Source organism: Paracoccus sp. SSJ (assembly GCF_030234105.1).
GTDB lineage: Bacteria > Pseudomonadota > Alphaproteobacteria > Rhodobacterales > Rhodobacteraceae > Paracoccus > Paracoccus denitrificans.
The window spans coordinates 308,662-333,330 of record NZ_JASSPE010000001.1 but is presented as its reverse complement, the minus strand read 5'-3'; the positions used below and the strand labels follow the sequence as shown (position 1 = coordinate 333,330).

The 24,669-nt window shown below is 66.8% G+C and carries 21 protein-coding genes and 3 pseudogenes; 13 read left to right on the top strand and 11 right to left on the bottom strand.

Annotated elements, in window-relative coordinates; translation table 11 throughout:
• The first annotated feature begins 56 nt into the window (after nt 1-56).
• Nucleotides 57-2,510: a TonB-dependent siderophore receptor gene (locus QPR87_RS01570; protein ID WP_285047943.1), complete on the top strand. Its 2,454-nt coding sequence runs from the start codon at nt 57-59 to the stop codon at nt 2,508-2,510.
• Between the two features lie 58 nt (nt 2,511-2,568).
• The gene (locus QPR87_RS01565) at nt 2,569-2,964 is read left to right on the top strand and encodes a hypothetical protein (protein ID WP_285047941.1); all 396 of its coding nucleotides are present in this window, start codon (nt 2,569-2,571) and stop codon (nt 2,962-2,964) included.
• Nucleotides 2,965-3,174: 210 nt separating this feature from the next.
• Here the strand turns inward: QPR87_RS01565 and QPR87_RS01560 are convergent.
• The 3 genes and pseudogenes from QPR87_RS01560 to QPR87_RS01550 all read right to left on the bottom strand — a co-directional run.
• Nucleotides 3,175-3,756 (bottom strand): annotated as a pseudogene (locus QPR87_RS01560) (IS110 family RNA-guided transposase); the annotation flags it as partial.
• 78 nt (nt 3,757-3,834) lie between these two features.
• Nucleotides 3,835-4,435: pseudogene (locus QPR87_RS01555) on the bottom strand (transposase); the annotation flags it as partial.
• A 106-nt stretch (nt 4,436-4,541) separates the two neighbouring features.
• Nucleotides 4,542-5,195: an IS1595 family transposase gene (locus QPR87_RS01550; RefSeq protein WP_285047939.1), complete on the bottom strand. Its 654-nt coding sequence runs from the start codon at nt 5,193-5,195 to the stop codon at nt 4,542-4,544.
• 358 nt (nt 5,196-5,553) lie between these two features.
• Here QPR87_RS01550 and QPR87_RS01545 point away from each other — a divergent pair, with 358 nt between their 5' ends.
• The 11 genes and pseudogenes from QPR87_RS01545 (at nt 5,554) to QPR87_RS01490 (ending at nt 16,032) form a co-directional block, all read left to right on the top strand.
• The gene (locus QPR87_RS01545) at nt 5,554-5,976 is read left to right on the top strand and encodes an ABC transporter permease family protein (RefSeq protein ID WP_285047938.1); all 423 of its coding nucleotides are present in this window, start codon (nt 5,554-5,556) and stop codon (nt 5,974-5,976) included.
• The gene (locus tag QPR87_RS01540) at nt 5,976-6,497 is read left to right on the top strand and encodes an ABC transporter permease (protein WP_285047937.1); all 522 of its coding nucleotides are present in this window, start codon (nt 5,976-5,978) and stop codon (nt 6,495-6,497) included. Before QPR87_RS01545 ends, QPR87_RS01540 begins: the two co-directional genes overlap by 1 nt.
• A complete protein-coding gene (locus QPR87_RS01535; RefSeq protein WP_285047935.1) occupies nt 6,494-7,360 on the top strand; it encodes an ABC transporter permease in 867 nt (288 codons plus the stop codon). The genes QPR87_RS01540 and QPR87_RS01535 overlap by 4 nt, the downstream gene beginning before the upstream one ends.
• Complete coding sequence (locus QPR87_RS01530) at nt 7,357-8,220, top strand: ABC transporter ATP-binding protein (protein ID WP_285047934.1); 864 nt, start codon at nt 7,357-7,359, stop codon at nt 8,218-8,220. The genes QPR87_RS01535 and QPR87_RS01530 overlap by 4 nt, the downstream gene beginning before the upstream one ends.
• Nucleotides 8,202-8,818 (top strand): annotated as a pseudogene (locus tag QPR87_RS23590) (ATP-binding cassette domain-containing protein). Before QPR87_RS01530 ends, QPR87_RS23590 begins: the two are co-directional and overlap by 19 nt.
• On the top strand, nt 8,800-9,408 hold the full coding sequence (locus QPR87_RS01515; protein ID WP_285047931.1) for an alkylhydroperoxidase domain protein: 609 nt from the start codon (nt 8,800-8,802) through the stop codon (nt 9,406-9,408). The pseudogene QPR87_RS23590 and the gene QPR87_RS01515 overlap by 19 nt, the downstream one beginning before the upstream one ends.
• A gap of 407 nt (nt 9,409-9,815) precedes the next feature.
• Entirely contained in the window at nt 9,816-11,048 is a 1,233-nt protein-coding gene (locus QPR87_RS01510) for an aromatic ring-hydroxylating oxygenase subunit alpha (protein ID WP_285047930.1), read from the top strand.
• A gap of 5 nt (nt 11,049-11,053) precedes the next feature.
• Nucleotides 11,054-12,082: an FAD-binding oxidoreductase gene (locus tag QPR87_RS01505; protein WP_285047929.1), complete on the top strand. Its 1,029-nt coding sequence runs from the start codon at nt 11,054-11,056 to the stop codon at nt 12,080-12,082.
• 111 nt (nt 12,083-12,193) lie between these two features.
• A complete protein-coding gene (locus QPR87_RS01500) occupies nt 12,194-13,777 on the top strand; it encodes an NAD(P)/FAD-dependent oxidoreductase (protein WP_285047927.1) in 1,584 nt (527 codons plus the stop codon).
• A complete protein-coding gene (locus tag QPR87_RS01495; protein WP_285047926.1) occupies nt 13,764-14,957 on the top strand; it encodes an NAD(P)/FAD-dependent oxidoreductase in 1,194 nt (397 codons plus the stop codon). Before QPR87_RS01500 ends, QPR87_RS01495 begins: the two co-directional genes overlap by 14 nt.
• A 79-nt stretch (nt 14,958-15,036) precedes the next feature.
• Nucleotides 15,037-16,032, top strand: a complete 996-nt coding sequence (locus QPR87_RS01490; RefSeq protein WP_285047924.1) for a GlxA family transcriptional regulator — start codon at nt 15,037-15,039, stop codon at nt 16,030-16,032.
• 21 nt (nt 16,033-16,053) lie between these two features.
• Here the strand turns inward: QPR87_RS01490 and QPR87_RS01485 are convergent, their stop codons facing one another.
• From QPR87_RS01485 to QPR87_RS01450, 8 genes are all read right to left on the bottom strand, one after another.
• Nucleotides 16,054-17,379, bottom strand: a complete 1,326-nt coding sequence (locus QPR87_RS01485; RefSeq protein ID WP_285047923.1) for an MmgE/PrpD family protein — start codon at nt 17,377-17,379, stop codon at nt 16,054-16,056.
• A 10-nt stretch (nt 17,380-17,389) separates the two neighbouring features.
• Nucleotides 17,390-18,952 carry a class I adenylate-forming enzyme family protein gene (locus tag QPR87_RS01480; protein WP_285047922.1) on the bottom strand — a complete coding sequence of 521 codons (1,563 nt, stop codon included), beginning with the start codon at nt 18,950-18,952 and terminating at the stop codon, nt 17,390-17,392.
• Between the two features lie 16 nt (nt 18,953-18,968).
• Nucleotides 18,969-20,159, bottom strand: coding sequence for an acyl-CoA dehydrogenase family protein (locus tag QPR87_RS01475; RefSeq protein WP_285047921.1), 1,191 nt, complete (start codon nt 20,157-20,159; stop codon nt 18,969-18,971).
• Between the two features lie 12 nt (nt 20,160-20,171).
• Complete coding sequence (locus QPR87_RS01470; protein ID WP_285047919.1) at nt 20,172-21,047, bottom strand: nitrilase-related carbon-nitrogen hydrolase; 876 nt, start codon at nt 21,045-21,047, stop codon at nt 20,172-20,174.
• A 65-nt stretch (nt 21,048-21,112) separates the two neighbouring features.
• The gene (locus QPR87_RS01465) at nt 21,113-21,997 is read right to left on the bottom strand and encodes a glycine betaine ABC transporter substrate-binding protein (protein ID WP_285047917.1); all 885 of its coding nucleotides are present in this window, start codon (nt 21,995-21,997) and stop codon (nt 21,113-21,115) included.
• Nucleotides 21,998-22,035: 38 nt separating this feature from the next.
• Nucleotides 22,036-22,758: an ABC transporter permease gene (locus QPR87_RS01460; RefSeq protein WP_011751106.1), complete on the bottom strand. Its 723-nt coding sequence runs from the start codon at nt 22,756-22,758 to the stop codon at nt 22,036-22,038.
• Entirely contained in the window at nt 22,755-23,903 is a 1,149-nt protein-coding gene (locus tag QPR87_RS01455; protein ID WP_011751105.1) for an osmoprotectant ABC transporter ATP-binding protein OsmV, read from the bottom strand. The genes QPR87_RS01460 and QPR87_RS01455 overlap by 4 nt, the downstream gene beginning before the upstream one ends.
• 25 nt (nt 23,904-23,928) lie before the next feature.
• On the bottom strand, nt 23,929-24,579 hold the full coding sequence (locus tag QPR87_RS01450; protein ID WP_285047916.1) for an ABC transporter permease: 651 nt from the start codon (nt 24,577-24,579) through the stop codon (nt 23,929-23,931).
• Between the last annotated feature and the right edge of the window lie 90 nt (nt 24,580-24,669).

Genomic DNA, 24,669 nt, shown 5'->3' with positions numbered 1-24,669 from the left:
GGATTCGTCCTTTTCCTGAACCCGCCCCGCAGAGGGCCAGATATCGGAGAGGGAAAATGAAGACGCAAATCAGCCGTATCGCCCTGATCGCGGCACTTGGCGGCGCCGGGCTTGTCGCGGCGCATGGGCCCGTCGCCGTGGCGCAGGAGGCTGCGCAGACCCGGGCCTTCGACATTCCGGCGCAAAGCCTGAACGGCGCGCTTTTGCGTTTCGCGCGCGAGGCCGGGGTGCAGGTGCTTTACGACACCGCCCTGGTGCAGGGCCGCCAAAGCCCCGGCGTCAGCGGCCGGATGATCACCAGCGCTGCGCTGGAGCAATTGCTGCAAGGCTCGGGGCTGGGCTTCCGGGTGAACTCGCCGCAATCGATCTCGCTGACGGCCCCGGCCGCTGCCGCCGTCGAATCCGACGCCAATACCGTCGTGCTGGACGAGATCCGGCTGGACGCGGGCGGCGCGGTGACCGAAGGCATCGGCAGCTATACGACCGGCCTGACCACGGTGGCGACCGGCCTGCCGCTGACCATGAAGGAAACCCCGCAATCGATCAGCGTCGCCACCCGGCAAAAGATGGACGACCGCAACCAGCGCAGCATTTCCGAGGTGCTGGAGGATACCACCGGCATTACCGTCATGCCGATGGATACCGAGCGGCGCAGCGTCTATGCGCGCGGCTTTTCCAGCCCGACCTACATGGTCGACGGCCTGCCGGTCTGGTATCGCATCCAGTATGGCTCCGGCCCCAGCATCGCCGATACCGCGATCTATGACCGCGTCGAGGTGCTGCGCGGCGCCACCGGGCTGATGGCCGGGGCGGGCGATCCCTCGGTCGTCATCAACATGGTGCGCAAGACGCCGACCTCGGCGCCGCAGGCCCGGCTGCGCTTTTCGGCCGGAAGCTGGAATACGTTGCGCAGCGACCTGGACATCAGCGGCCCGCTGAACGCCGATGCCTCGATCCGGGGCCGGTTCGTGGCGGCGCATGAGCAGGGCGATTCCTGGCTGGACCGTTACGAGCGGCGCAAGACCGTGCTCTACGGCGTGGTCGAGGCCGATGTCGGCGATGCCGGCACGCTGACGGCGGGCTATGATTTCCAGCGCAATCGCACCCGCAACCACCAGTTCGGTGGCCTGCCGCTGATCGCGAATGACGGCTCGCAGCTGGATTACGACATTCACACCAATGCCGGCGGCGGCAATCTGCCGCTGACCCAGACCACGCAGACCCTGTTCCTGCGCTATGCCCAGGACTTCGGCGCCGGCTGGCAGGCGGTGGGCGATCTGTCCGTCTACAAGGCCGAGCGCAAGGGCTATCTGGCCTCGGCCTCCTGGGGCTCGCCCGATCCGCAGGGCTTCGGCGTGCAGACCGTGGGTGGCTATGCCGATACCGATACCGAGCAGACCGCGCTGTCGCTGACCGCCTCGGGCCCGGTCGAGCTGGGGGGCCGCAGCCATGACCTGCGCTTCGGCATCACCGGCAACTGGGGCAAGGACAACCACAAGGCCTATTCGGCCTTCGACGGGACCGATATCGACTATCAGCCGATCACCGGCTCGATCTTCGACTGGGACGGGCATGTGCCGAACCTGGTCCAGCAGGCCGGCTATGTCAGCTATGTCAGCAATACCAAGATCGACCAGGTCGCGGCTTATGGCTCGGGCCGCTTCGGCCTGACCGACCGGCTGAACCTGATCGCCGGCGCGCGTGTGGTCTGGTACGACTACGACTATATCACCGACAGCCGCAGCAGCGGCACGACTACGCATCAGCAGATCAGCCGCAACGGCGAATGGATCCCCTATGCCGGGCTGACCTATGACCTGAACGAGGACTGGTCGGTCTATGCCAGCTATACCCGGGTCTTCAAGCAGGCCAGCTATCGCGACAAGGACAACAGGATCGTCGAACCGACCACCGGCTCGAATTACGAGCTGGGCACGAAGGCCAGCCTTGCCGGCGACCGGCTGAACCTTGCGGCGGCGGTCTATCTGCTGGAACAGGACAACCTGCCGGTCCGCGACCGCAGCGTCAGCTATCAGTTGCCCGACGGCTCGAACCCCTACATGTCCATCGACGGCACCCGGACCAAGGGCTTCGAGATGGAACTGGCGGGCGAGGTTCGCCCGAACATCCAGCTTGCGGCAAGCTATGCCTGGACCGATGCCGAGGACGGCGACGGCCAGCGCATCTCGACCGTCACCCCGCGCCATTCGGTCAAGCTGTCGGGGATCTATGCGTTCGAATCCATGCCGCTGACCTTGGGCGCCAGCCTGCGCTGGCAAAGCGCCATCGAGAACACCTGGGTCTGGCCGGTCACCGGGACGGCACGGCAAAGCTCCTATGCGGTCGTCGGGCTGATGGGGCGCTATGATTTCGAGAACGGCATGAGCGTCAGCCTGAACATCGAGAACCTGTTCGACCGGAAATACCTCGCCTCGATCGACGAGACCTATGCCACCGGCAATTACGGCGCGCCGCGCAATGCCACGCTGAGCCTGGATTATCGGTTCTGAGCGTTCGGTGTCCCCTTGCCGCCAAGGGGACACATCACCCGATCAAGGAAGCTTTCCCATGAACGACCAGTTTCTTCGCCTGTCACGTCGCATCGCGCTTGCCGTGCTCTGCATGCTGCCCGCCCCGCTTCTTGCCGAAGCGCCGCTTGTGCCGGTCTCGGACCATGCCGGGCAGGTCGTGCGCCAGGATCTTGTCCCCGGCGCCTATGAGATCGTGCATGCCTCCGAGTTGGGGCTGGTATTCGTCGCCTCGTCGCCGGCCCTCGACGACGGCTCGATGGGCGCGGTATATGCCCTGGATCACGAGGATCTGCGTCTCGTGCGCCGGATCGAGCTGCCGGATCGCGCCTTTGCGCTGGCGATGGATCTCTCATCCCGAGGCAGAGCGGTCAGGCCGGACGTGTATGGACGTCCCTTCAGATGCAAGCAGTATTTTGGCGGTTTGGGCGGGTGATCGGGTTCCGACGTGTATCCGGCCTCGTGATGCGGCTTTCCGTGCGCCGCAGGCCCTTATGGAGCCAGGGGATCGGGTCCAGAACGCTTACCCGCGCTCGAGGCGCTGTCCGGTCTGATGGTTTGCCCAATCCCGCCTTCTCGATCTTAGTCCATAACCTCCGGTCGACCGTTCACACCCTCCGACGGTCCCCGGCCGGTCCGTCTGTCGTCAAGCGGTGGCCGGAGCCCGATACACCCCATCGCCGCGCATCAACGCCCAGGCGACGCGGGCGATTTTGTTGGCCAGCGCCACGGCAACCAGCATCTTTGGCTTCGTCGCCAGCATCCGCGCTATCCACGATCCCGCGGGCGCGCCGTGCCGAGCCCGCCAGCACACGACAGACGTGGCCCCGATGATGAGCAGGCGACGCAGGTCGCGCTGTCCCATCTTCGAAGTCCGCCCCAGCCGGGTCTTGCCGCCAGACGAGTTCTGCCGTGGCACGAGCCCGATCCAGGCCGCGAAGTCCCGGCCTTTCGAGAAGCTCTCGACCGGTGGGGCCAGTGCCGCAAGGGCCACGGCGCAAACTGGCCCCACGCCTGGGATCGTCATCAGGCGCCGCGCCATCTCATCCTGCCGCGCTTCGGCGCGAAGGCGTGCGCTCAGACCGTCGATCCGCACCTCCAGAGCCTCGATGTGCGACAGCAGTTCCATCCCGATCTCGATGACAGCTTCGGGCAGTTCGGAACCAGACTGTTCGAGCGCATACTTCAGGCGTGCCGAATGCGCCGGTCCCTGCGGGGCAATCAGGCCGTACTCCGCCAGATGACCCCGCAGCGCCGAGATCGCCTGCGTTCGCTGCCGCACAAGCAGATTGAGCGTCTTGAACGTCAGGCCCGACCGGTTCTTCATCAGGGCATGTCCGATGAAGCACAGCATCGTCCCGGTGCCGGGGGATTTCCTGTAGAGCCGTGCGTCGGGATCGGTGGTCGAGCCATGGCTGGCGTTCGTCCGCTTCTGTCCCCGGAAGTCGACCTCGGCATTGCGGCTGTGGCGGGATTTGCGCGGCATCGGATCGGTCTCGGTTGCGGTCGGGGCGGTTGGATCTGCGGCGGGGGCATCCGGTCCGGGCGGGTCTTCCGGATCGTCATCCGGCAGGGTCTGGTCCGCCCGCGGCTGGACGCTCTTCATCGAGGCCCAGGCATTCACCAGCGTGCCATCGACCGAGAAGGGGCCATCCGACAGCAGCGGCGCCACCTGGCGGTGCGCCAAGATTGCGGCCATGATCTTGCGCGACATGTCGGTGCTCAGCAGCCGGTCGCGGTTCTTGGTGAAGACCGTGGGCACCCAGACCGGATCATCGATCCCGAGACCGACGAACCAGCGGAACAGCAGGTTATACTGCATCTGCTCACGGGTGGCCCGCGGGAATGCGGGCCTCGAGGTCGACATAGCTGAACAACGATCCACTTGCTTCGTCCGTCCCGCGCATCTTTATCACCCCCATCGACCTGCGCAGGATGAATCATGTTCGGCATCGCAGGTCGAGCGCTGAATTTTTCAGCAACCTGCTAAACCGATAACTATATTGGTAATATCTATCGGATCTGGACCGGATTACCGCCACCGATTTGGACGGCTGTTGTCTTGATGAGCTTGATGAGCAAGGGCTTGAGGTCCTCGTTGCGGTGATTGAACCGATAGCAGGTTTCACCGAGGTAGAGATGGAAGAACTTTTTCGGCACGCCACGATATGGATAGAGCCAGTTCTTCGCATAAGACCAGAAGCCCTCGATGCCGTTGACGTGGTCGCGTCCGAGCGGCCGGCCCTTCTGCTTGCGGATGACGACATGGTCGCCGCGCAGGCGCAGGGTGGCAGAGGCCTGCCACTCGTCGGTGTAGTAGTAGAGAGAGCCCTCGCGGCTCTCAGCCTGGATCACCTTCATGATCGAGGCGCGGTCGTGTGCCGGGATCGGCTGGGCCTTCACCAGCCCGTTTCGCTTGACGATGCCGAAGACGATGACCTTTCCGGCAGCACCCCAGCCGCGCTTGCCTTTGCGAGCCCCGCCGAAGGTCGTCTCGTCGCATTCGAGGTTGCCTTCGAAGGCATCGCGCAACTGCTCGGCATGGGCCACCGCCATTCGGATCAGACGATAGAACCGCTCCGTCGCCGGTCGGCTGGCCACGAGTGAGAAGCGCTGGCGGTAGACCGGCACACCCCACACGAAACGCTGAACCAGTTCCGTCTTCACCCGGCTGTCGAGCCGCGAGGCATTCCAAAGCGTCTTCTCACGCCAGCGACGGCCGCATTTCAGTTGACCGTCCGCGAGCCTCCAACGCCAACCAAACTTGCAATCAGGGCACCGAGACATCGCCAAATCATCTCAGACTGGGTCCATATCCGTAAGGCATTACCTTAAGTTAGCGCATATGGGGCAAGGCCCCATCCACGGCTTGCCCCGCTCGCAGGCGCAGGGCGCAGCCGTCACGCCCGGACCACGGCGCATAAGGGGCATCAGACAGCGCGGCGCCGGGCCACGAGGACCGCATATCCGCCGTGCAGGACAAGCCCCGGACGCTTTGCGCCACCGGCGTGTCGAAGGAGTTGGCATGGCACGATATGCTCTGGGTCGGACAGGTCAGGCGATCGTGGTTCTTTGGGCTGCGTTCGCCATCGCCTTCGTCCTGTTGCAACTGATGCCGGGCGATGCGGTGCTGATCCGCTTCGTCGGCGGCGATCTTGGCCTGAGCCCCGAAGCGGTGATGCGCATCCGCGAGTTCTACGGTGCCGACGATTCGGTGCTGATCCGCTACCTGCGCACGCCGGCGGGGTTCCTGACCGGCGATATCGGGCACTCCATCCATACCGGCGTCCCGGGCCTGACCGAGATACGCACCAATCTGCCCTCGACCTTATGGCTGGGCGGTCTGGCGTTTTCCGCGGCGATCGTGGGGGCTGGCCTCATTGCGCTGGCGGCGACGCTGACGCCCTTGCGTTGGCTGCGCGGAGCTTTCGCCGCCTTGCCGGATTGATGATCTCGATTCCGGTCTTCTGGCTGGGTATCGTGCTTATCCAGGTCTTTTCCTTCAAGCTCGGCTGGATCTCGGTCATCGCGCCGGGGCCTTGGGAACGGGTGATCCTGCCAGTGCTGGCGATATCCGTGCCGATTGCGGCACCGCTCGCGCAGATCCTGATCCGCAATATCGATGCCGTCGCCACCAGCCCCTTCGTCGCCGTCGCCCGGGCCAAGGGTGCTTCGTATCGGCAGGTCCTGCTGCACCATGTCTTTGGCAATGCCATCCTGCCGGTGCTGACCATCGGCGGCGTCCTGTTTGGCGAACTTCTGGCTGGCGCGGTCATCACCGAAACCGTCTCCGGCCTCAACGGCCTTGGCCGGCTGGCCGAGCAGTCGGTGCGGTTTCAGGATTCGGCGGTGCTGCAGGCGGTGGCGGTGCTCGCGGCTCTCGGCTTCGTGGCGATCAACCTGGTCGTCGACCTTCTCTACCCGCTTTTCGATCCGCGCCTGCGCCAGGGCGGGAGGATGCCTGCATGACCGATATCGTGGAAACGACCGGCCATTCTCCGGGCTGGCCCCCGCACGGGGCGCGCCGGCCGCGCCTGCGCAGGATGCAGCCGGGGCTTGCGTTGGCCTGGCTGGTGCTGGCCGTGGTCCTTGCATGGGCGCTGGCGCCGGGGCTGTTCACGGGGTTCAGCGGCGTGACCGGCGTGCCGGGCAACCAGCTCAAGGCTCCCGGCGGGGTCCATTGGCTTGGCACCGACGAGATCGGCCGCGACGTGCTGGCCCGCATCATCCACGGCGCGCGCTATTCGCTGTCGGGCGCCTTCATCGCGGTCGGGACCGGCCTTGTCTTCGGCACGCTGATCGGCGTTTCGGCGGGCTCGGTCGGTGGGCGCACCGACGCCGTGCTCATGCGCGTCGTGGACATCATGCTTGCCATCCCAAGCCTGCTGCTGGCGCTGTCCTTCATCATCATTCCGGGCTTCGGTCATGTGCAGGTCGCCCTTGCGGTGGGGATCACCTCGATCGCCAGTTTCGCGCGCCTTGTAAGATCCGAGGTCGTGACCGTGCGCCGCGCCGATTATGTCGAGGCGGCGTTCGGTTCGGGCGGCCGCTTCTGGGCGGTGATCTGGCGCCATGTGCTGCCGAATTCGCTGACCACGGTGCTGGCCTATGCGGCGCTGCAACTGGGTTGGGCGGTCCTGCAGATCTCGACGCTGGGATTTCTCGGCTATGGCGCGCCGCCGCCGACGCCGGAAGGGGGCCTGCTGATCGCTGAGGGGCGCAACTACATGATGACGGCCTGGTGGCTGACGGTCTTTCCCGGCCTGGCGGTGATCGCCACGGTGCTGGCCGCGAACCGTATCGGCCGGTCGGTCGCAAGGGCGGTGCGATGAGCAGGGCTTCGACAATCTCTATTCAGGATGCGCGTGCCGCCATGCCGGTCCTGCGGATCTCGGATCTGGTGGTCTCCTACGACGGAATGCCGGTGGTGCACGGGGTCGATCTCGATGTCGGCGCGGGCGAGGTGGTGGCGCTGGTCGGTGAAAGCGGGTCCGGCAAGACCACGACCGCGCAATCGGTGATCGGCCTGCTGCCTGGCAACGGCCGGGTCGAATCGGGCCGGATCGAGTTGAACGGCGAGGATGTCTCGCGCTGGCCGGATCGTCGCTTCGATGCCATCCGCGGCTCGGTTGTCAGCCTGATCCCCCAGGATCCGGGGACTTCGCTCAATCCGGCGCGCAGCATCGGCAGCCAGATATCCGAGATCTTCCGCCTGCACGGACGTCGCGACCGCAAGGGCATCCGGGCCGAGGTGATCGCGCTGCTGGACCATGTCGGCCTGAGCCGGCCGGAGCTGCGTTATCGCCAGTATCCGCACGAGCTGTCCGGCGGGATGCGCCAGCGGGTGCTGATCGCCGTCGCGCTGGCGCTGGTGATTGCCGACGAACCGACCAGCGCGCTGGATGTGACGGTGCAGAAGCGCATCCTGGACCTGATCGACGAATTGCGGGCCGAATATGGCACCTCGGTCCTTTTCGTCACCCATGACCTGGCGGTGGCAGCCGACCGGGCCGACCGGATCGTCGTGCTGAAAGGCGGGCGGGTCCAGGAACAGGGTTCTGTCGCCACCCTGCTGTCGGCGCCTTCCGATGCCTATACGCAACGCCTTCTCGCCGACGCGCCGCCGCTTTCGGCACCTGCCGTCCGGCCCGCCCCGATGCCGGTCGGATCCTGGTGCACGGGCAAGAGGTGACCGCGCTCAGGGGCGAGGATCTTCGGCGTTTCCGGCGCAAGATCCAGCTCGTCTACCAGAACCCCTTCGCCTCGCTCGATCCGCGCCAGACCGTTCGCGCCATCCTTGCCGAGCCGCCGCGCAACTTCGAACGTCTGACGACCCGTGAGACCGACACCCGCGTGCGCGCCATCATCGAGCGGGTGCATCTGGCGCCCGAGCATCTCGACCGCAAGCCGGCGGCGCTTTCGGGGGCCAGCGGCAGCGCGTCGCCCTTGCCCGGGCGCTGATCCTCGAACCCTCGGTGCTGGTTCTGGACGAGGCGGTTTCCGCCCTTGACGTGACCGTGCAGGCACAGATCCTGCGCTTACTCGACGACCTGCAGCGCGACCTGGGCCTGACCTATCTGTTCGTCTCGCACGACCTTGCGGTTGTGCGGTCCATCCGCGCGATGCGTCCCCCAGGGCGCTGCAGGCGCTGCTCGATGCGGGCTGGAGCACGACCGGCGTGGTCACGCTGTCCCAATTGGTGGCCTTCCTTTCTTTCCAGATCCGCGCGGCCATCGGCCTGCGCGCTCTTTCCAGAGTCTGAGGTGCCTTCATGCCGGACGCTGTCCTGACCCATCCCGACAATGCCGAGCCCGTCGAATTCACCCGTGCCGAATTGGGCTGGGTGCCATGGCTCGCGCCCTTGCCCGAGGCTGAATTCACCAAGCGTCACTATGACGGGCTGGTCGACCGCGGCCGGGCGAAATCGCCGTATTTCGCCCTTCTGGCGCGCGATCCCGAGGTGCTTGGCGCCCGCACCCGCACCGACAAGGACATCTTCTACAATACCGATGGCGGGCTGCCGCGGGCCGAACGCGAACTGGCTGCAACGACGGTCTCGCGGCTCAACGGCTGCATTTTCTGCGCCTCGGTCCACGCCCGCTTCGCCGCGCATCACGCGAAGGCACCCGAGGATGTCGACGCCTTGCTGGCCGGCGGCGTCGCGACCCGGACCAGCCCCCGCTGGGACGCGGCGGTGGATGCGGCGGCGGCGCTGACGCGCACCCCTTCGGCCTTCGGTCCCGACGAAATCCGTGCGCTGCGCGCGACAGGTCTGGCCGATGACGAGATTGCCGACCTGATCTTCGCCGCCGCCTTCTTCAACTGGGCCAACCGGCTGAAGCTTTCGATCAGTAAGCCTACGCCGCCGACAGCCGGGTGACGTCATCGGGAGAGGAATACGAGAGTCGTTTTTCGGCCTGTTCTGATCTCGACCAAGATGTGATCCGGCAGGCGGTTGAAGAACTTCGGCCTCGACGGGTTTAGGAACATGATCACCCCCGGCATGCGAATGGCGGGGGTGATGCGCGGATAACCGCGCCACGGAGCTGCCACCTTTCCGATCAGGGTGGCGGCCGATTTCTGATGTTCCGGTGATCGCCTTCGGTATTCTCCTGGCCTATGTGGACGGCTCATGCGGGGCGTTGAACGGATGCCCCTCTCGTGGCCCGTCGGAAAGCTGACGGCCGATGTCGCATTGCTGCTGCGCCGGACCAGCGGCGCAGGACAAGATGCCCGAAACCGTCGAAACGCGGCTCCATCGGAAGGTTTCTCAAGAGGTTACCGAGAATGCTGAAAGAACGGATAGCGGGTTTGCTCGACCAGCGCCGGCCCGGCCATTCCTTGCCCCGCGACTTCTATGTCGATGACGAGATCTTTCGCGCCGACATGCAGGCGATATTCGAAACCGACTGGATCTTTGCCTGCAACGTGGTCGAGATTCCGCGCCCCGGCGACTATGTTACGCTGAAGGTCGGCGACAATCCGGTCGTCGTGCTGCGCGATCGCGAGGGCCGGATCGCGGCCTTTCACAACAGTTGCCGCCATCGCGGCTCGCTGATCTGCCAGAAGGAGAGAGGGCGGGCGAACCGCCTGGTCTGCCCCTATCACCAATGGGTCTACGAGCTGGACGGCAGCCTGATCAATGCCCGCCAGATGCCCGAAGATTTCGACAGGGCCGCACACGGCCTTGCCCCGGTCCATGTCGAGGTGATCTGCGGCATGGTCTATATCTGTCTTGCCGAGCAGCCGCCCTTGCTGGCGCGCTTTCGCGCCGGGGTCACGCCCTATATCGCCCCGCACATGCCCGACCGCACCAAGGTCGCCTTCACCTCGACCATCGTCGAGGAAGCGAACTGGAAGCTGGTGATCGAGAACAACCGCGAATGCTATCACTGCGCGGGCAACCATCCCGAACTGCTGGTGACGCTGGTCGAATTCGCCCTGCCCGACGACCCGCTGGCCAAGGCGCAGTTCCAGGGGCTGATGGACCGCTCGGCCGCGCGCTGGGACGCGCTGGACCTGCCCCACAAGCCGGCCGAGGGCGGCGTCGAGTTCCGCTGCATCCGCCTGCCCTTCAACGAGGACTGCCTGTCCTTCACCATGGACGGCAAGCCCGCCTGCAACAAGCTTCTGGCCGATTTCATCGAACCCGATCTGGGCTCGGTCCGCATGTTCCGGGTGCCGAACAACTGGAACCACTTCCTGTCCGACCACATCCTGCATTTCCGGGTCCTGCCGCTGTCGGCGAACCGCACCGAGGTGCGCACGACATGGCTGGTCCACGAGGATGCGGTCGAGGGCGTGGATTACGACCTGCAACGCCTGACCGAAGTGTGGCTGGCCACCAATGACGAGGATCGCGTGTTGGCCGAGAACAACCATCGCGGCATCCTGTCGCGCGCCTACCGGCCCGGACCCTATGCGCCTTCGGAATTCATGCTGAACAATTTCTCGGAATGGTATGCGGGCAAGATGGGTGATTTCACCGGCGGCCCGCAGGCGCGGATTGCGGCGGAGTAAGGCGCATGGACATGCAAGCCCCTTCGGCGGCCCTGCTGTCGCTGTCCTGCATCGCCGTCCGCGACGAGACGCCCACCGTCAAGACCTTTCGCCTGCGCGCGGACAGCGGCCCGGTAGGTTTCGTGCCCGGTCAGGCGCTGGTGCTGAAGGTGCCCTTGCCGGGCGGCCCGGTCTGGCGCAGCTTCACCATCTCGGGCGGCGCGGGGGCCGAGCTTGAACTGACGGTCAAGGCGCAGGCACCGGGCGGCGCGACCCGCTGGCTGCATGAAAATCTGCGCGAAGGCAGCGGCATCGAGGCCCGCCCCCCGCGCGGCGCCTTCACGCTGGGGCTGCGCGACAACGACCGGCTGGCCTTCGTCTCGGGCGGATCGGGGGCCACGCCGATGATGGCGATGCTGCGGCATCTGGCGCAAACCGACCCCGAGGCCGATCTTGCGTGGTTTCACGCCGCACGCAATCCGGCCGAGATCCTCTTTGCCCGCGAACTGGCCGAGATGCAGGGCCGGATGCCCAACCTGACGGTGGCGGTCGGCGTCAGCCAGGCCGCCCCGGGCTGGTTCGGTTATCGCGGGCGGGTCGACCGGACCCGGCTGGCCACCGCCATTCACGATCTGGGCCGGCGCGAGGTGTTCTGCTGCGGTCCGCAGGGCTTCATGCAGGAGGTCCGGCTGATCCATGCCGCCGAGGGTGGCGTGCGGACGCAGTTCCACACCGAAAGCTTTGGCGCCGCCGCCCCGGCCGCCGCGCCCATGATCGAAACCGCGCCGGACAGCCCCGCCTTTGGCCTGACTGTGAACGGCCGCGCCATCGGCATCCGCCCGGACGAGACGCTCTTGCAGGCCAGTCTGCGCCAGGGGGTCGTCATCCCCTGCGGCTGCGGCGAAGGAATGTGCGGCACCTGCATGGTGCAACTCGTCTCGGGCCGGGTGGACAGCCGGCCGAATGGCGGGCTGACGCCGGAAGAGGCGGCCGAGGGTTATGTGCTGGCCTGCTCGACCCGCGCGGCGTCGGATGTCGAGATCAAGCTGGCCTGACCCCGGATCGCGGTCGGATTTCTTTCCCTTCGGGTCGAAAACCTGCTGCCGACCCGGCGGGCTTTACACCAAGGATGGCCCTGCCGCGATGCAGTCACCAGAGGACGCAAGATGAATACAGACCCCCGATCCGTCGCAGGCAAGCGCCTTGAGATCGCGGAGCGGACCCAGATCCTGATCGTCGGTGCCGGCCCCGCCGGGATCGCCGCCGCCCGCCATGCGCATCAAGGCGGCGCGCAGGTGATGCTGGTCGACGAACACCCCGTGCCCTTCGAGACGATGGGCGAAAGCGTCCCGCAGATCTGGGGCGGCCGGATGGGCGGCAGCGTCCGCAACCGCAATGCGATGACCGAACGGATGCTGGAGGCCCGCCCCGATCTGGCAGAGCTGTTCGAGGCCGGCGTCGACATCCGTCTGGGCACGGCCTGCTGGGGGCTGTTCGCCAACCAGCCCAATCTGGGTTGGATACCGGGCCTGGTCGCCGGTCTGGCCGACGAGGAGCAGGGCAGCCATCTGGTCGGATTCGATCAGGCCATCGTGGCGACCGGGCGGCGCGACATGGGGCTGGCCTTTCCCGGCTGGGACCTGCCCGGCGTGCTGGGTGCCGGCGCCGCGCTGGTGCTGGCGCGGCTCTATAACGCGCTGGACAGCCGCCGGGCGGTCATGCTGGGCTCGACCCCCGAGGCGCTGCTGGCGGTGCTGGACCTGATGAGTGCGGGCGTCGCCATCGCCGCCGTGGTCGAACAGGCCGCCGCCCCTGCCGCACCCGAGGATCTGGTGGCCCGCATCCGCGCCGCCGGGGTCGAGATCGTCACCGGCGAGGCGCCGCGCGGCGTTACCTCGGACGCGGATGGCGTTACCGGGCTGGTGCTGCGGAACCGCACCATCGCCTGCGATTCCGTCCTGCTGGGCGTGGGCGCGGTGCCGATGATCGACCTGCTGCACGCCGCCGGTGCGCGCTGTGCCTTCGACAATGATCGCGGCGGCTTCGTGCCCCTGCTGGGTGCGGGCGGCGAGACCAGCCTGCCCGGCATCCGCGCGGCTGGTGACTGCGCGGGCATCTGGCCCGCGAAATCCTCCGATCCGGCACTGGCCGTGGCCGAGGGCCGGCTGGCCGCCGGGGCCGCGCTGGCGGCGCTGGGTCTGGCGACCGCGCCGGCCGATGTCGCACCGCAACCCGGCCCCGCCGCCGATCTGGGCGAATACCGCAAGGCCTGGGTTCGTGCCTCGGTCGTGGAGGCCGTCGCCGAAATGCCGGTCTGCCAATGCGAGGAGGTCACGGCGCGCGAGATCCTGGATGTCAGCCCGCCGCGCTATCTGAATGCGCCGCATCTGCCGAACCTGACGCGCAGCCTGACCGAGATCCTGGGCGAGGGACCGCCCGATCCCGACCAGATCAAGCGGCTGACCCGCGCCGGCATGGGCCCCTGCCAGGGCCGCCGCTGCCGCGAGCAGATCCAGGCGCTGCTGGCCTTGCAGGAGGACTTGTCGCTGGGGGTGGTGCCGCTGGCCGGCTATCGCAGCCCGGTCCGGCCGATGAGCCTGGCCGCTGCCGCCATGCCCGAGGATCCCGCCATCGCCGCCGCCTGGGATTCCTGGTTCGGAATGCCGCGCCAATGGATCCCCTTCTGGGATGTCGAGGAACATTACACGGTCGCCGCGCTTGCGACGGAGAAGGAACATGTCAGCGAATAACCCCATCCCCGGCGTCCACTCGGATGATGACACGCGCGGCGCCTCGGTCATCGTGATCGGCGGCGGCGTCACCGGCCTTTCCACTGCCTTCTGGCTGGCCGAGGCGGGCGTCGACGTGCTGGTGCTGGAACGCGGCATCGTCGGCTGGGAGGCGTCGGGACGCAATGGCGGCGGCTGCTCGCACCACCACAGCCCGCTTTTCGCCGAGGAACAGCGGCTGTGGCCGATGATGGACGAGTTGCTGGGCTATCCGACCGAGTTCCGGCCGAACCGCATCCGCATCGCGCTGTCGTCCGAGCAGTTGACGCTCTACGGCCGTGCCGTGGCCAATGCCCGCAAGCAGGGCTTCCGCGCCGACGATCTGGACGCGCAGACCGTTCGCGAACTGGTGCCGCTGGCCGGGAACAACGTCCATGCCGGGCATTATTACCACTTTGGCGGCCATGCGAATCCGCACCGCACCGTGCAGGCCTATGCCTGGGCGCTGCGCGACCGGGGCGGGCGGGTGCGCCAGCACGTCACCGCCACCGGCTTCAGGCGACAGGGCGACCGGGTGACGGCGGTCGAGACCGACAAGGGCGTCTTCTGCTGCGACCATCTGGTCATCGCGGCGGGCCCGCAGACCGGCAGGCTGGCCGCGATGCTGGAGGTGGACATCCCCATGCGTGCGGCCCGCGCCGAGATGATCGTCACCGAACCCTTGCCGCTGATGCCGCTGGGGGGGATTGACGGCAACGGGCTCTATGGCCGCCAGACCCTGCGCGGCAACCTGGCCTATGGCGGCGGTCCGCATGAATGGGTCGAGACCGAGGCGCAACCGGGCGGGCCGCGCCCCTCGACCCCGCTGGCGGGCAGCATCGCCCGGCGCGTGGCCGAGCTTCTGCCCAAGGCCGCCCATGCCCGCGTCATCCGCAGCTGGTCGGGCATCATCGAGAACACCCCCGATGGCCGCCCGGTCATGGACCGCCCGGCACCGTGGGAGAACCTGACCGTCGCCACGCTTTCCGGCGTGGGCTTCGGCCTGTCGCCCGCCTCGGGCCGGGCGTTGATGCAACTGGTGATGCAGGGGCACTGCGATTTCGCCGATCTCTCCAGCTTGCGGCTGAGCCGCTTCAGCCGGCTCGAGCCGGATTGGGACGCGCTTCAGGGCTGGCTGCCCGCCTCGATGGCGACGGCCTGATGCGGGTGGCCGGATGCGGGGCGGCTTGAAGCGCGGGGCGGCTTGACCCAACATGGCGCATCGCAACCCGGATCCGCCGATGTTCTACCACGACACGGGCGAGCCCTTGTGCTTCGCCTTCCTGATGATCGAGGGGCTCTCGATGCTGAGCCTTGCCTCGGCGACCGAGCCCTTGCGCGCCGCGAACCGCCTGCTGGGGCGCGAGGTCTTCCGCTGGGACCTGTGCAGCATCGACGGCCTGCCGGTCATGCCGTCCTCGGGCATTCCCTTTCCGGCGATCCATGTCGACCAGGCGATCGAGCGCAACCATGCCCTGTTCATCTGCGGCGGCGCGCGGGTCGATCCGCAGGACGAACGCCCCTATCTTGCCGCCCTGCGGCGGGCAGCGCATCGCGGCCGGGCCATCGGTGCCCTGTCCACGGCCAGCTATCTGCTTGCCCGCGCCGGGTTGCTGGACGGTTATCGCTGCACGATCCACTGGGAAAACCGCGCCGCCTTCGAGGAGGATTTCCCCCACCTGCCGATCACCGGCACGCTTTACGAGATCGACCGCAACCGGCTGACCTGCTCGGGCGGGACGGCCTCGATGGACCTGATGCTGCATATCATCGCCGACCTGCACGGGCGCGACCTTGCGAACGGGGTCGCCAACCAGTTCCATCATGCCCGCATGCGCGCTGCGGGCGAGAACCAGCAGGGTGGCCGGGCCGAGCAGATCGGCACCCTGCCCGGGACGATGCAGATGGCCATCCGGCTGATGCAGGCCAATATCGAGGCGCCGTTGCAGATCGAAAGGCTGGCCGAGCTGGCGGGTGTCAGCGAGCGCCAGATGGAGCGCAACTTCCGCAATTTCCTGGGCATGACGCCGGCGCGCTATTACCTGTCGCTGCGGATCGAGCGCGCGCGCGAAATGCTGCTTTATACCGAACAGCCGATCATCGACATTGCCGTCGCCACGGGCTTCGCCTCGACCTCGCATTTCTCGAAATGGGTCAAGGAGTTCTATGGAATACGCCCAAGCGAGATGCGTGAACAGGCGCGGGCTGCCCGGGCCAGGTCGCGCCGCATCGCCTGAGCCGCCCCACGACCCCGCTGCTCAGGTCGCGCCCAGCAGGCCGAACAGCGCCGTCGTGCCGCCGCCGTCGCCCAGCCGGTCCACCGCCCTTTCCAGATCGGCGGTGCGAGCCTTGCCCAGAACCGGCGCGGCATAGGCGCGGAACTTGGCGCGCACCGCATCCATCGGGGCCGGCGCCTCGGGATCGCCCGCCGCCTCGGTCGGGCCGGATTCCAGCACCCGGCCGTCCTTCATCACCAGCCGCACATCGGCAAACCGGCGGGCCGGGAAGGCGGCATTGAAATCCTCGCGCTCGGTGACGGTCATGCCGGCGGCAAGGCTGCGGATCAGCGGGTCGGCCAAGCCGTCCTCGGCCACGTCCGCCGGATCGACGCGGCCCCGCACCAGCGCCGCGGCGGCGGGATAGGCAGTGGAATACTGCGCCTCTTCGGTGCTGGCCGGATTGCGGGCGGCAAGGCGGCGGGACTGGTGAAAGGTGGTGATTTCGATCCGCTCGACCTGATCGGCGGTCACGCCATGCCGCGCCCGCAGGTCCAGCACCGCCTGCACGGAGGGCTGCGCCCAGCGGCAGACCGGCCAGGGCTTGAAATACTGCTCGGCGATGCGCCAGTTCGTGCCCAGATCGGCCCACAGGTCGGCGACATCCGCGCCCTCGACGGTGATCGCCGGGGCGCCGGTGAATCCCTCCGCCGCCAGATAGGCGGCCGAGACCCCGGCCATCGCGCCCCAGCCCGAGCCGTCCTTGACCATGGTCGGATGGTCGATGCAGCGCATCATCTGGCTGCGCGGGCCGTGATATTCGGCGATGCCCACGGCCTCGCGCGTCCGTGCCGCGTCCAGTCCCAGCACCCGCGCGCCCAGCGACGCCGCCGCAACCGCGATCCAGGCACCCGAGGTGTGATAGTCGCAGGCGGTGCGGTGCAGCGCGATGCCTGCGCGCGTTCCGACCTCGTACCCGATGACCAGGCCGGCCAGAAGCTCGCGGTCGTCCGCCCGCCCTTCGGCCTGCATCAGCGCCAGCAGGGCGGGCAGGCTGCCGCAACCGACATGGCCCTTGGTCAGCTTGTGGCCGTCATGGCCGTCCAGCGCGTCGATGGTCATGCCACCCGCCAGCGCCGCCCCCGCCGGGCTGACCATGCGGCCATCCATCAGCATCGGGGCAGCGCGGCCGCCTGCGCCAAAATGCGCCGCCGCATGGTCGCGGATGATGCGCGACAGCCGTGTCCGGCTGCCGCCCGCCGCGACCCCCAGCAGGTCCAGAAGCCAGCGGCGGCCGAGGTCCAGCACCGGCTCCGGCATGTCCGCCGTACGCATGTCGTGCAGGAAGTCGTGAAAGGGCGATGTCATGATGCTGTCCTCAGCAGGCCGGCTGCGGGGCATGGCGCGCGACCAGTTCGCGCCGGAGCACCTTGCCGCTGGGGTTCAGCGGCAGGCTTTCCAGAAACTCGTAGCGGCGGGGCCGCTTGTAGGGCGCCAGAGCGTCGCTGGCCTTGCAGAACGCATCCAGGTCCTGCGCGCTCAGCGCCGGGTCCGAGCGGACGACGAAGGCCGTCACCGCCTGGCCCCATTTCTCGTCCGCCAGCCCGACGACTGCCACCTCCTGCACGCCGGGGCAGCGATAGAGGATCTCCTCGACCTCGCGCGGATGGATGTTCTCGCCGCCCGAGACGATCATGTCGTCGGCCCGGCCGTGGAAATAATAGAACCCGTCCCGGTCCTGGCTGAACAGGTCGCCCGTATAGATCCAGCCTGCCTTCAGCTTCTTCTGCGTCTCGAACGGGTTGTTCCAATAGCCCTGCATCGCCTGCGGGCCGCGCACGATCAGCTGGCCCACCTGTCCGCGCGGCACGGTTTCCGAGGGCGGCACCTCGCGCATGGGATCGTCGGTCACGATCCGGCATTCCGAAATCAGCGTCGGCTTGCCGCAGGATCCCAGCTTGCGCAGCGCGTCCTGCGGATGCAGCACCAGCGTCAGCGACGCTTCGGTCATGCCGTAGCCGTTGAAGATCGCCGGGCAGAACTCGGCCATCACCCGTTCCATCGTCGCGGCGGAAATGGCCGCGCCGCCGGTGGTGATCAGCCGCAGCGAAGTGAGGTCCTGATCGCGGAAGCGCGGGTGAAACAGCATCTCCTGGATTTGGGTGGGCACGGCGAACAGCGTGGTGATGCGCTCGGCCGCGATGGTGTCCAGCGTCTTTTCCGCCTCATAGCGGCCGATCACGACATTGGTGCCGCCGACCAGCAGATGCGGAATGAAATAGGCTTGCATGCCGCCCACATGGTAAAGCGGCGCGATATGCAGCGCATTGTCGGTATGGTTCAGCGAATATTCCATGACGCAGTTCATCGCGATGGCGATGTCGTTGGCATGGGTGTGGATCACCCCCTTGGGCCGCCCGGTCGTCCCCGAGGTATAGACCAGCGAGGAAATCGCATCCCCCGAGGGAATGATGCGCGGCTCGTCGCGATCCGCGGTCTGCTCGGCCAGGGATTCGAAATGCAGGTGGCCGGCGGGGATATGTGCCCGGTCGTAGGCGCAGCCGATGAAATCGTGGATCGAATGCATCTGCGCCGCGATCCGTTCGACGTTCCCGGTCAGGCTGCGGCCATAGATCAGCACGCGGGCGCCGGAATCCTGCAGGATGTGGGCGGCCTCGCCCGCCGAAAGGCGAAAGTTCATCGGCACCGCCACCGCGCCCAGCATCTGGCAGGCGAAATAGGTCGTCACCGAGTTTTCCGAGGTCGAGACATAGAAGGCCACGCGGTCCCCCGGCCGCACCCCCAGATCCGACAGCGCCTGTGCAAAGCGGCGGACGCGGGCCAGCCATTCGGCATAGGTCCAGCGCCTGTCCTCGAAGACCAGCGCAAGATGATCCGGGTAGCGGTCGGCGGAAGCCTCGAGAATGCGGGCGATATGCATCGGTTTCTCTTGCCTGTCACAGATTGGGACGGATCGCCGGCATCTCGCGTGCCGCGATCAGGTATTTGCACATCTCGGAACTGCCGCCGACGATGGGCAGCGCGCGGGCATCGCGGTAAAGCTGCTCGACACGGCCATATTGGCGGGTGACGCCGTCACCGCCGAGGATCTGCACCGCACGGTCGGAACAGAAGACGGCGGTCTCGGTCGCGACCAGCTTGGCCTGGCTGGCCTCGCGCATCAGGTCCTTGCCGCCGATGCCGTCGTCATACATCCTGGCCGCCCGCTGGGTCAGCAGTTCGGCCGCGTCGATCCGCCAGCTCATCTGCGCGATCATGTCCCAGATCAGCTGTTTCTGGCCCAGCCTCTCACCGAAGCTGACGCGGCTTTGCGCATGGTCCCGCGCCAGGTCGAAGGCTGCTCGCGCCACGCCCAGGCCCGAACCGCCCAGGATCACCCGCTCGAAGTTGAAGGCCTCCAGCATGATGCGGAAACCGGCGTCCGCCTGCCCCAGCAGGTTCTCCTCGGGGACGCGGACCCCGTCCAGCGCGACCTCGCCCACCACCGAGCCGCGCCGGCCCATGAAGTCATAGATGCGGGGAAAGGACAGCCCGGGGGTATCGGCGGGAACCAGCACCGCGCTCATGCCCTTCTGCGGGGCGGCACCGGGATCGGTGATGCCCCAGACGATGTAGACATCGGCCCTGGATGCGTTCGAGATATAGCGTTTGAACCCGTCGATCACCCATTCGCGGCTGGCCTCGTCGAAGCGGATCGCGGTTTCCATGCCGGCGCTGTCCGATCCGACGTTCGGCTCGGTCATGCAGATCGAGCCGACGGCGCGGCCTTCCAGGATCGGCGTCAGGTAGCGTTCGCGCATCGCCGGCCGGGCATGGCGGTGGATCGGGTAGGCGCAGGACAGGGCCGTGGCGATGGTCGTCTCGAAGGCATAGTTCAGATAGGCGGCCTCTTCCGAGACGATCACCGCATGGGTCAGGCCGGGCTGCGACAGGCTGCCCGTATAAAGGTCGGGGAACATCAGCTTCAGATAGCCGGCCTTGCCCAGGGCCCGCGCGACCTCAAGCTGGGCCGCGAAATCCTGGTCGCGCTCGATCCGGTCCACGCGCGGGGCCAGTTCGCGGTCCAGGAAATCGCGGATCTCGGTGCGGAAGGCCCGGTCCTCGTCATTCAGGAAGAAATCGCGCATCGTCGTCTTGCCTCATTCGCGGACGAAATCCGGGACGCCCAACGTGTCGATCAGCCGCGCCGTCTCGCGCTGGACCAGCGCCAGATTGCTGTCGCGCACGGTGGGCAGCAGGTGGCGCGCACGGCGCAGCACGTCATAATCCAGCGTCGCGGTGATCATCTCTTCGCCGGAACCGGCTACGGCCAGCGCGTGCCCGAAGGGATCGATGATGCGCGAACCGCCCCAGAAGGTCAGGTCGCGCTCGGTCCCGGTGCGGTTCACCATGACGACCGGAGCGCCATAGATCATTGCATAGAACCGGCAGGTCAGCGCCCAGCCGCCGGGATTGTCGAAATCGACGCCTACCGCCTCCTCGCCGGAACTGACCGGGCAGATCAGCAGGGTGGCGCCATGCAGAAAGGCCAGGTGGGTCAGCGCCGGGTTCCAGACATCGGCGCAGATCAGCAGGCCCGCGCGCCAATGCCCATCCAGTTCGCAGGTCTCGACGAAGCGGCCGGGCGCGTAATGCTTGCCCTCTTCCAGCTTGCCATAGGTGGGCAGGTTCACCTTGCGGTGCAGATGGATCATCCGCCCGTCGCACAGGATCGCGGCTGCGTTGTAGAATTGCGCGGCCGGTCCTTCCTCGATGAAGCCCAGCGTCACGGCCATCGGTCCCGCCGCCTCGGCCAGCCGCTTCAGCCGCGGATCCTTGCGCGACATGGCGGCGTCGAGCAGGTTCTCGGAGCCGTAATGGCCGGTCAGCGACAGCTCCGGCATGACCAGCATGTCCAGACCGGCCTCGCGCCCTCGCGCGATCCAGTGCAGGTGGCGGTCCAGGTTGGCGTCGACATCGCCGATCTCGCTGGAGAATTGCGCGGCGCCGATGGTGATCGTCTTGTTGGTCGTCATCGCCTTCGGCCCTTCCGCATCGCCACCCCGAGGGCAGGGGCGCATCCGCCCCCGCCGCTCTCGCCTCAGTTCAGGCCGTTGTCTTGCAGGAACTTCGCCGCCGCATTCTCGACCGAGACCTTGTCCACGTCGACGCTGGCGTTCAGCGCGGCCATGACCTGATCGTCGAGCTTGGCCGAAACCTCGTTCAGCAGGTCGCCGATATCTGGGTTCGCCTCCAGCACCTGGGTGCGGATCACGGGTGCCAGCGCGTAGCTGGGGAAATAGCCCTGATCGTCCTCCAGCACGGTGAAGTCGAAGGCGGGAATGCGGCCATCGGTGGCAAAGACCAGCCCCACATCGACCTGCCCGTCCCGCAGCGCCTGATAGACCAGCCCGGTATCCATGCGCTTGACGTTGGCGCGGCCGAACTCGAAGCCATAAGCCGTCTCCAGCGGCTTCAGCCCGTCCGGGCGGGCATAGAATTCGGCGTTCGAGCCGAATGTCAGGCTTTGGCCGCCGTTGATCGCCCCCGCCAGGTCGGAGATGGACGCGATGCCCTTTTCGCTGGCATCCGCCGCGCGCATCGCCAGGGCATAGGTGTTGTTCGCCTCGGACGGGTTCAGCCAGACGATGCCCTTCTGGGCGTCCAGCTCCTTGACCGTGTCATAGGTCTGCTGTGGGTCCAGCTTTTCCTCGATATTGTTGTAGGTGATGAGCGAGGTGCCGGTATATTCCCAATAGACGTCGATCTGGCCGTTCTCCATGGCCTGGCGCACCGCGGCCGAGCCCATGCCGGCGCGATTGTCGACCCGGTGGCCGTTCGCTTCCAGCACCTGCTGGGTGATGGCGGACAGGATCTGCTGTTCGGTGAAGTTCTTGCCGCCGACGACGATGTCGGCCGCCTGCGCGCTTGTTGCGAAAGCTGCGAAGGCAAGTGCCGCAAGGCCGGATTTGACGATGATGTTCATTCTGTTGGCTCCCTTTGGTTGTTGGTTCTTGTTCCGCCTTATCGAAGCGGATTCACGCCCTTCGGGATCAGCCGCAACTGCGCCTGTCCCATCAGGAAATCGACGGCCACGGCCAGCGCGGCGGTCGGGACGGCGCCCGCCAGCAGCATGCCCGTATCCATGAGGTCGATGCCGGTAAAGATCAGCTCGCCCAAGCCCCCGCCACCGATCAGGAAGGCCAGCGGCGTCGTGCCCACGTTGATCGCCAGCGCCGTGCGGATGCCCGAAAAGATGACATAGAGCGCATTCGGGATCTCGACCCGCATCAGGATCTGCCGTTGTGTCATGCCCATGCCCGTCGCGGCCTCCTTCAGGTGCGAAGGCACCGCCAGCAGCCCGGCATAGGTATTGCGCACGATGGGCAGGAGCGAGGCCACGAACAGTCCGAAGAAGGCCGGCGGAAAGCCGATGCCCAAAAGCGTCATCGACAATGCGATGACCGCGAGCGTCGGTATGGTGGTGCCGATGTTGAAGACCTGCATCACCGTTTCGGCATAGCGTTCCATCGAGGGGCGCGACAGCCAGATGCCCACCGGCACGCCCACGAGGATCGCCGCTCCGCCGGAACTGGCGACCAGGAACACATGCTGGCGCGTCAGGTAGGTGATGTCGTCCCAGTATATCGTGATCTGGTCCAGCAACCCCGAGGTCGCCACCCAGATGCCCAGCAGGAAGACCAGCAGCATCGTCGCCCCGCGCCCGAGACCCAGCCAGCGTGTCATGACGCCCCCTGTTCCGGTCCCGCGCCCTTGTCGGGGCCATAGGTCGCGCGCAAGGCCGCGGTCACGTCCGGCTGGGTGATGACGCCCGCGAAACGGCCGTGATCGTCGGTGCAGGCCAGCCACATCGTGTCATGGGCGAACATCTCCGAGACCACGGCCCGCAGGTCCGCGCGGACCGGCACGGTGGCGGGCAGCGGATGGGCAAAGTCCCGGACCGTGCCCGAGGCGCCGGCCATTTCTTCGGCGGTCACGAAGCCCACCGGGCGGCGGTCGCTGTCGATGACGACCGCGCGGCGCGCCTTTGCGACGGTCAACTGGTGCAACGCGTCGGACACCTTGGTCGACCGCGCGGTCACCGGCACCTCGGTGGACGCCACCTCTTCGGCCGTGACCAGCCGCAGCCGCTTCAGCGTGCGGTCCGCGCCCACGAAATCGGCGACGAAGGCATTCGCGGGATGGGCCAGGATCATGTCGGGCGTGTCGTATTGCTCGATACGGCCGGCGCGGAAGATGGCGATCTTGTCACCCATCTTCACCGCCTCGTCGATATCGTGGCTGACGAACATGATGGTCTTCTTCAACTCGGCCTGCATCTTCAGGAACTCGTCCTGGATGATCTCGCGGTTGATCGGGTCGATGGCGCCGAAGGGCTCGTCCATCAGCATGACCGGCGGATCGGCGGCCAGCGCCCGGATGACGCCGACGCGCTGCTGCTGGCCGCCCGACAGCTCCTTGGGATAGCGGCGCAGGAACTGGCGCGGGTCCAGGCCCACCAGGTCCAGCAGGTCCGCCGCGCGCTGCCGGGCCTTGCGGATGTCCCAGTTCAGCAGCCGGGGAACGACGCAGATGTTCTCCTCGATGGTCATGTTGGGAAACAGGCCGATCTGCTGGATCACATAGCCGATATTGCGGCGCAGCTGGATATCGTCCAGCTGCGAGGTGTCCTGCCCGTCGATATAGATCTTGCCGCTGGTGGGCGGGATCAGCCGGTTGATCATCTTCAGCGCCGTGGTCTTGCCGCAGCCCGAAGGCCCCAGCAGGATGCAGATCTCGCCGGTGGGCACTTCCATGTTCACCCGGTCGGCGGCGACGATGTCAGCGCCGGGCGTCTTGAATCTCTTGGTCAGGTCTTCGAGTCGGATCATTCGCAAAGGTCCTTGCTCGGAAGCGTCAGCGTTTCAGCCCGGCCGGGGTCAGCCGCTTCTGCAATTGCAAAAGCGCCCAGTCGGCCACGATGGCGAGAAGAGAGACGGCCAGCGCGCCGGTGATCAGCTGGCGCGGATCGGTCTGCGAAATGCCGCGCGCGATCAGCACGCCCAGACCGCCGGCGCCGATATAGGCGGCGATCGCCGCGACGCCGATATTCATGACCACGGCGGTCCGCACGCCGGCCATGATGACCGGGATCGCGATGGGGATTTCGAGCCGGGTCAGCCGCTGGAAAGGCGTCATGCCCATGCCGATGGCCGCCTCGCGCAGCGCGGGATCGACATTGGTGATGGCGGTATAGGTGTTGCGCACGATGGGCAGCTGCGAATAGAGCAGGATCGCGATCACCGCGGGCAGCCAGCCGATCCCCTGGCCGATCTTGGACAGGATCGGGATCATCAGGCCGAAAAGCGCGATCGAGGGGATCGTGACGATGATCGAGGCCACATAAAGCACCCCGTCCGCGACGCGCCGGTTCTGGGTGATGGCGATGCCGATGGGCACGCCGGTCAGGATCGCCAACCCCACCGCCACGGCGACGATCGAGATGTGCTCGCCCGCCAGACGCAGGATGACCGGCCAGTTATTCGCAATGAAACCAAATATTTCCATATCCCTCTTTCCCTCGGGCAGAGATGGGGGCCTGATCAGCGATATCCCGGAATAGCCCGGTTGAAACGGCATCAAGTTGCGCCAATTCGT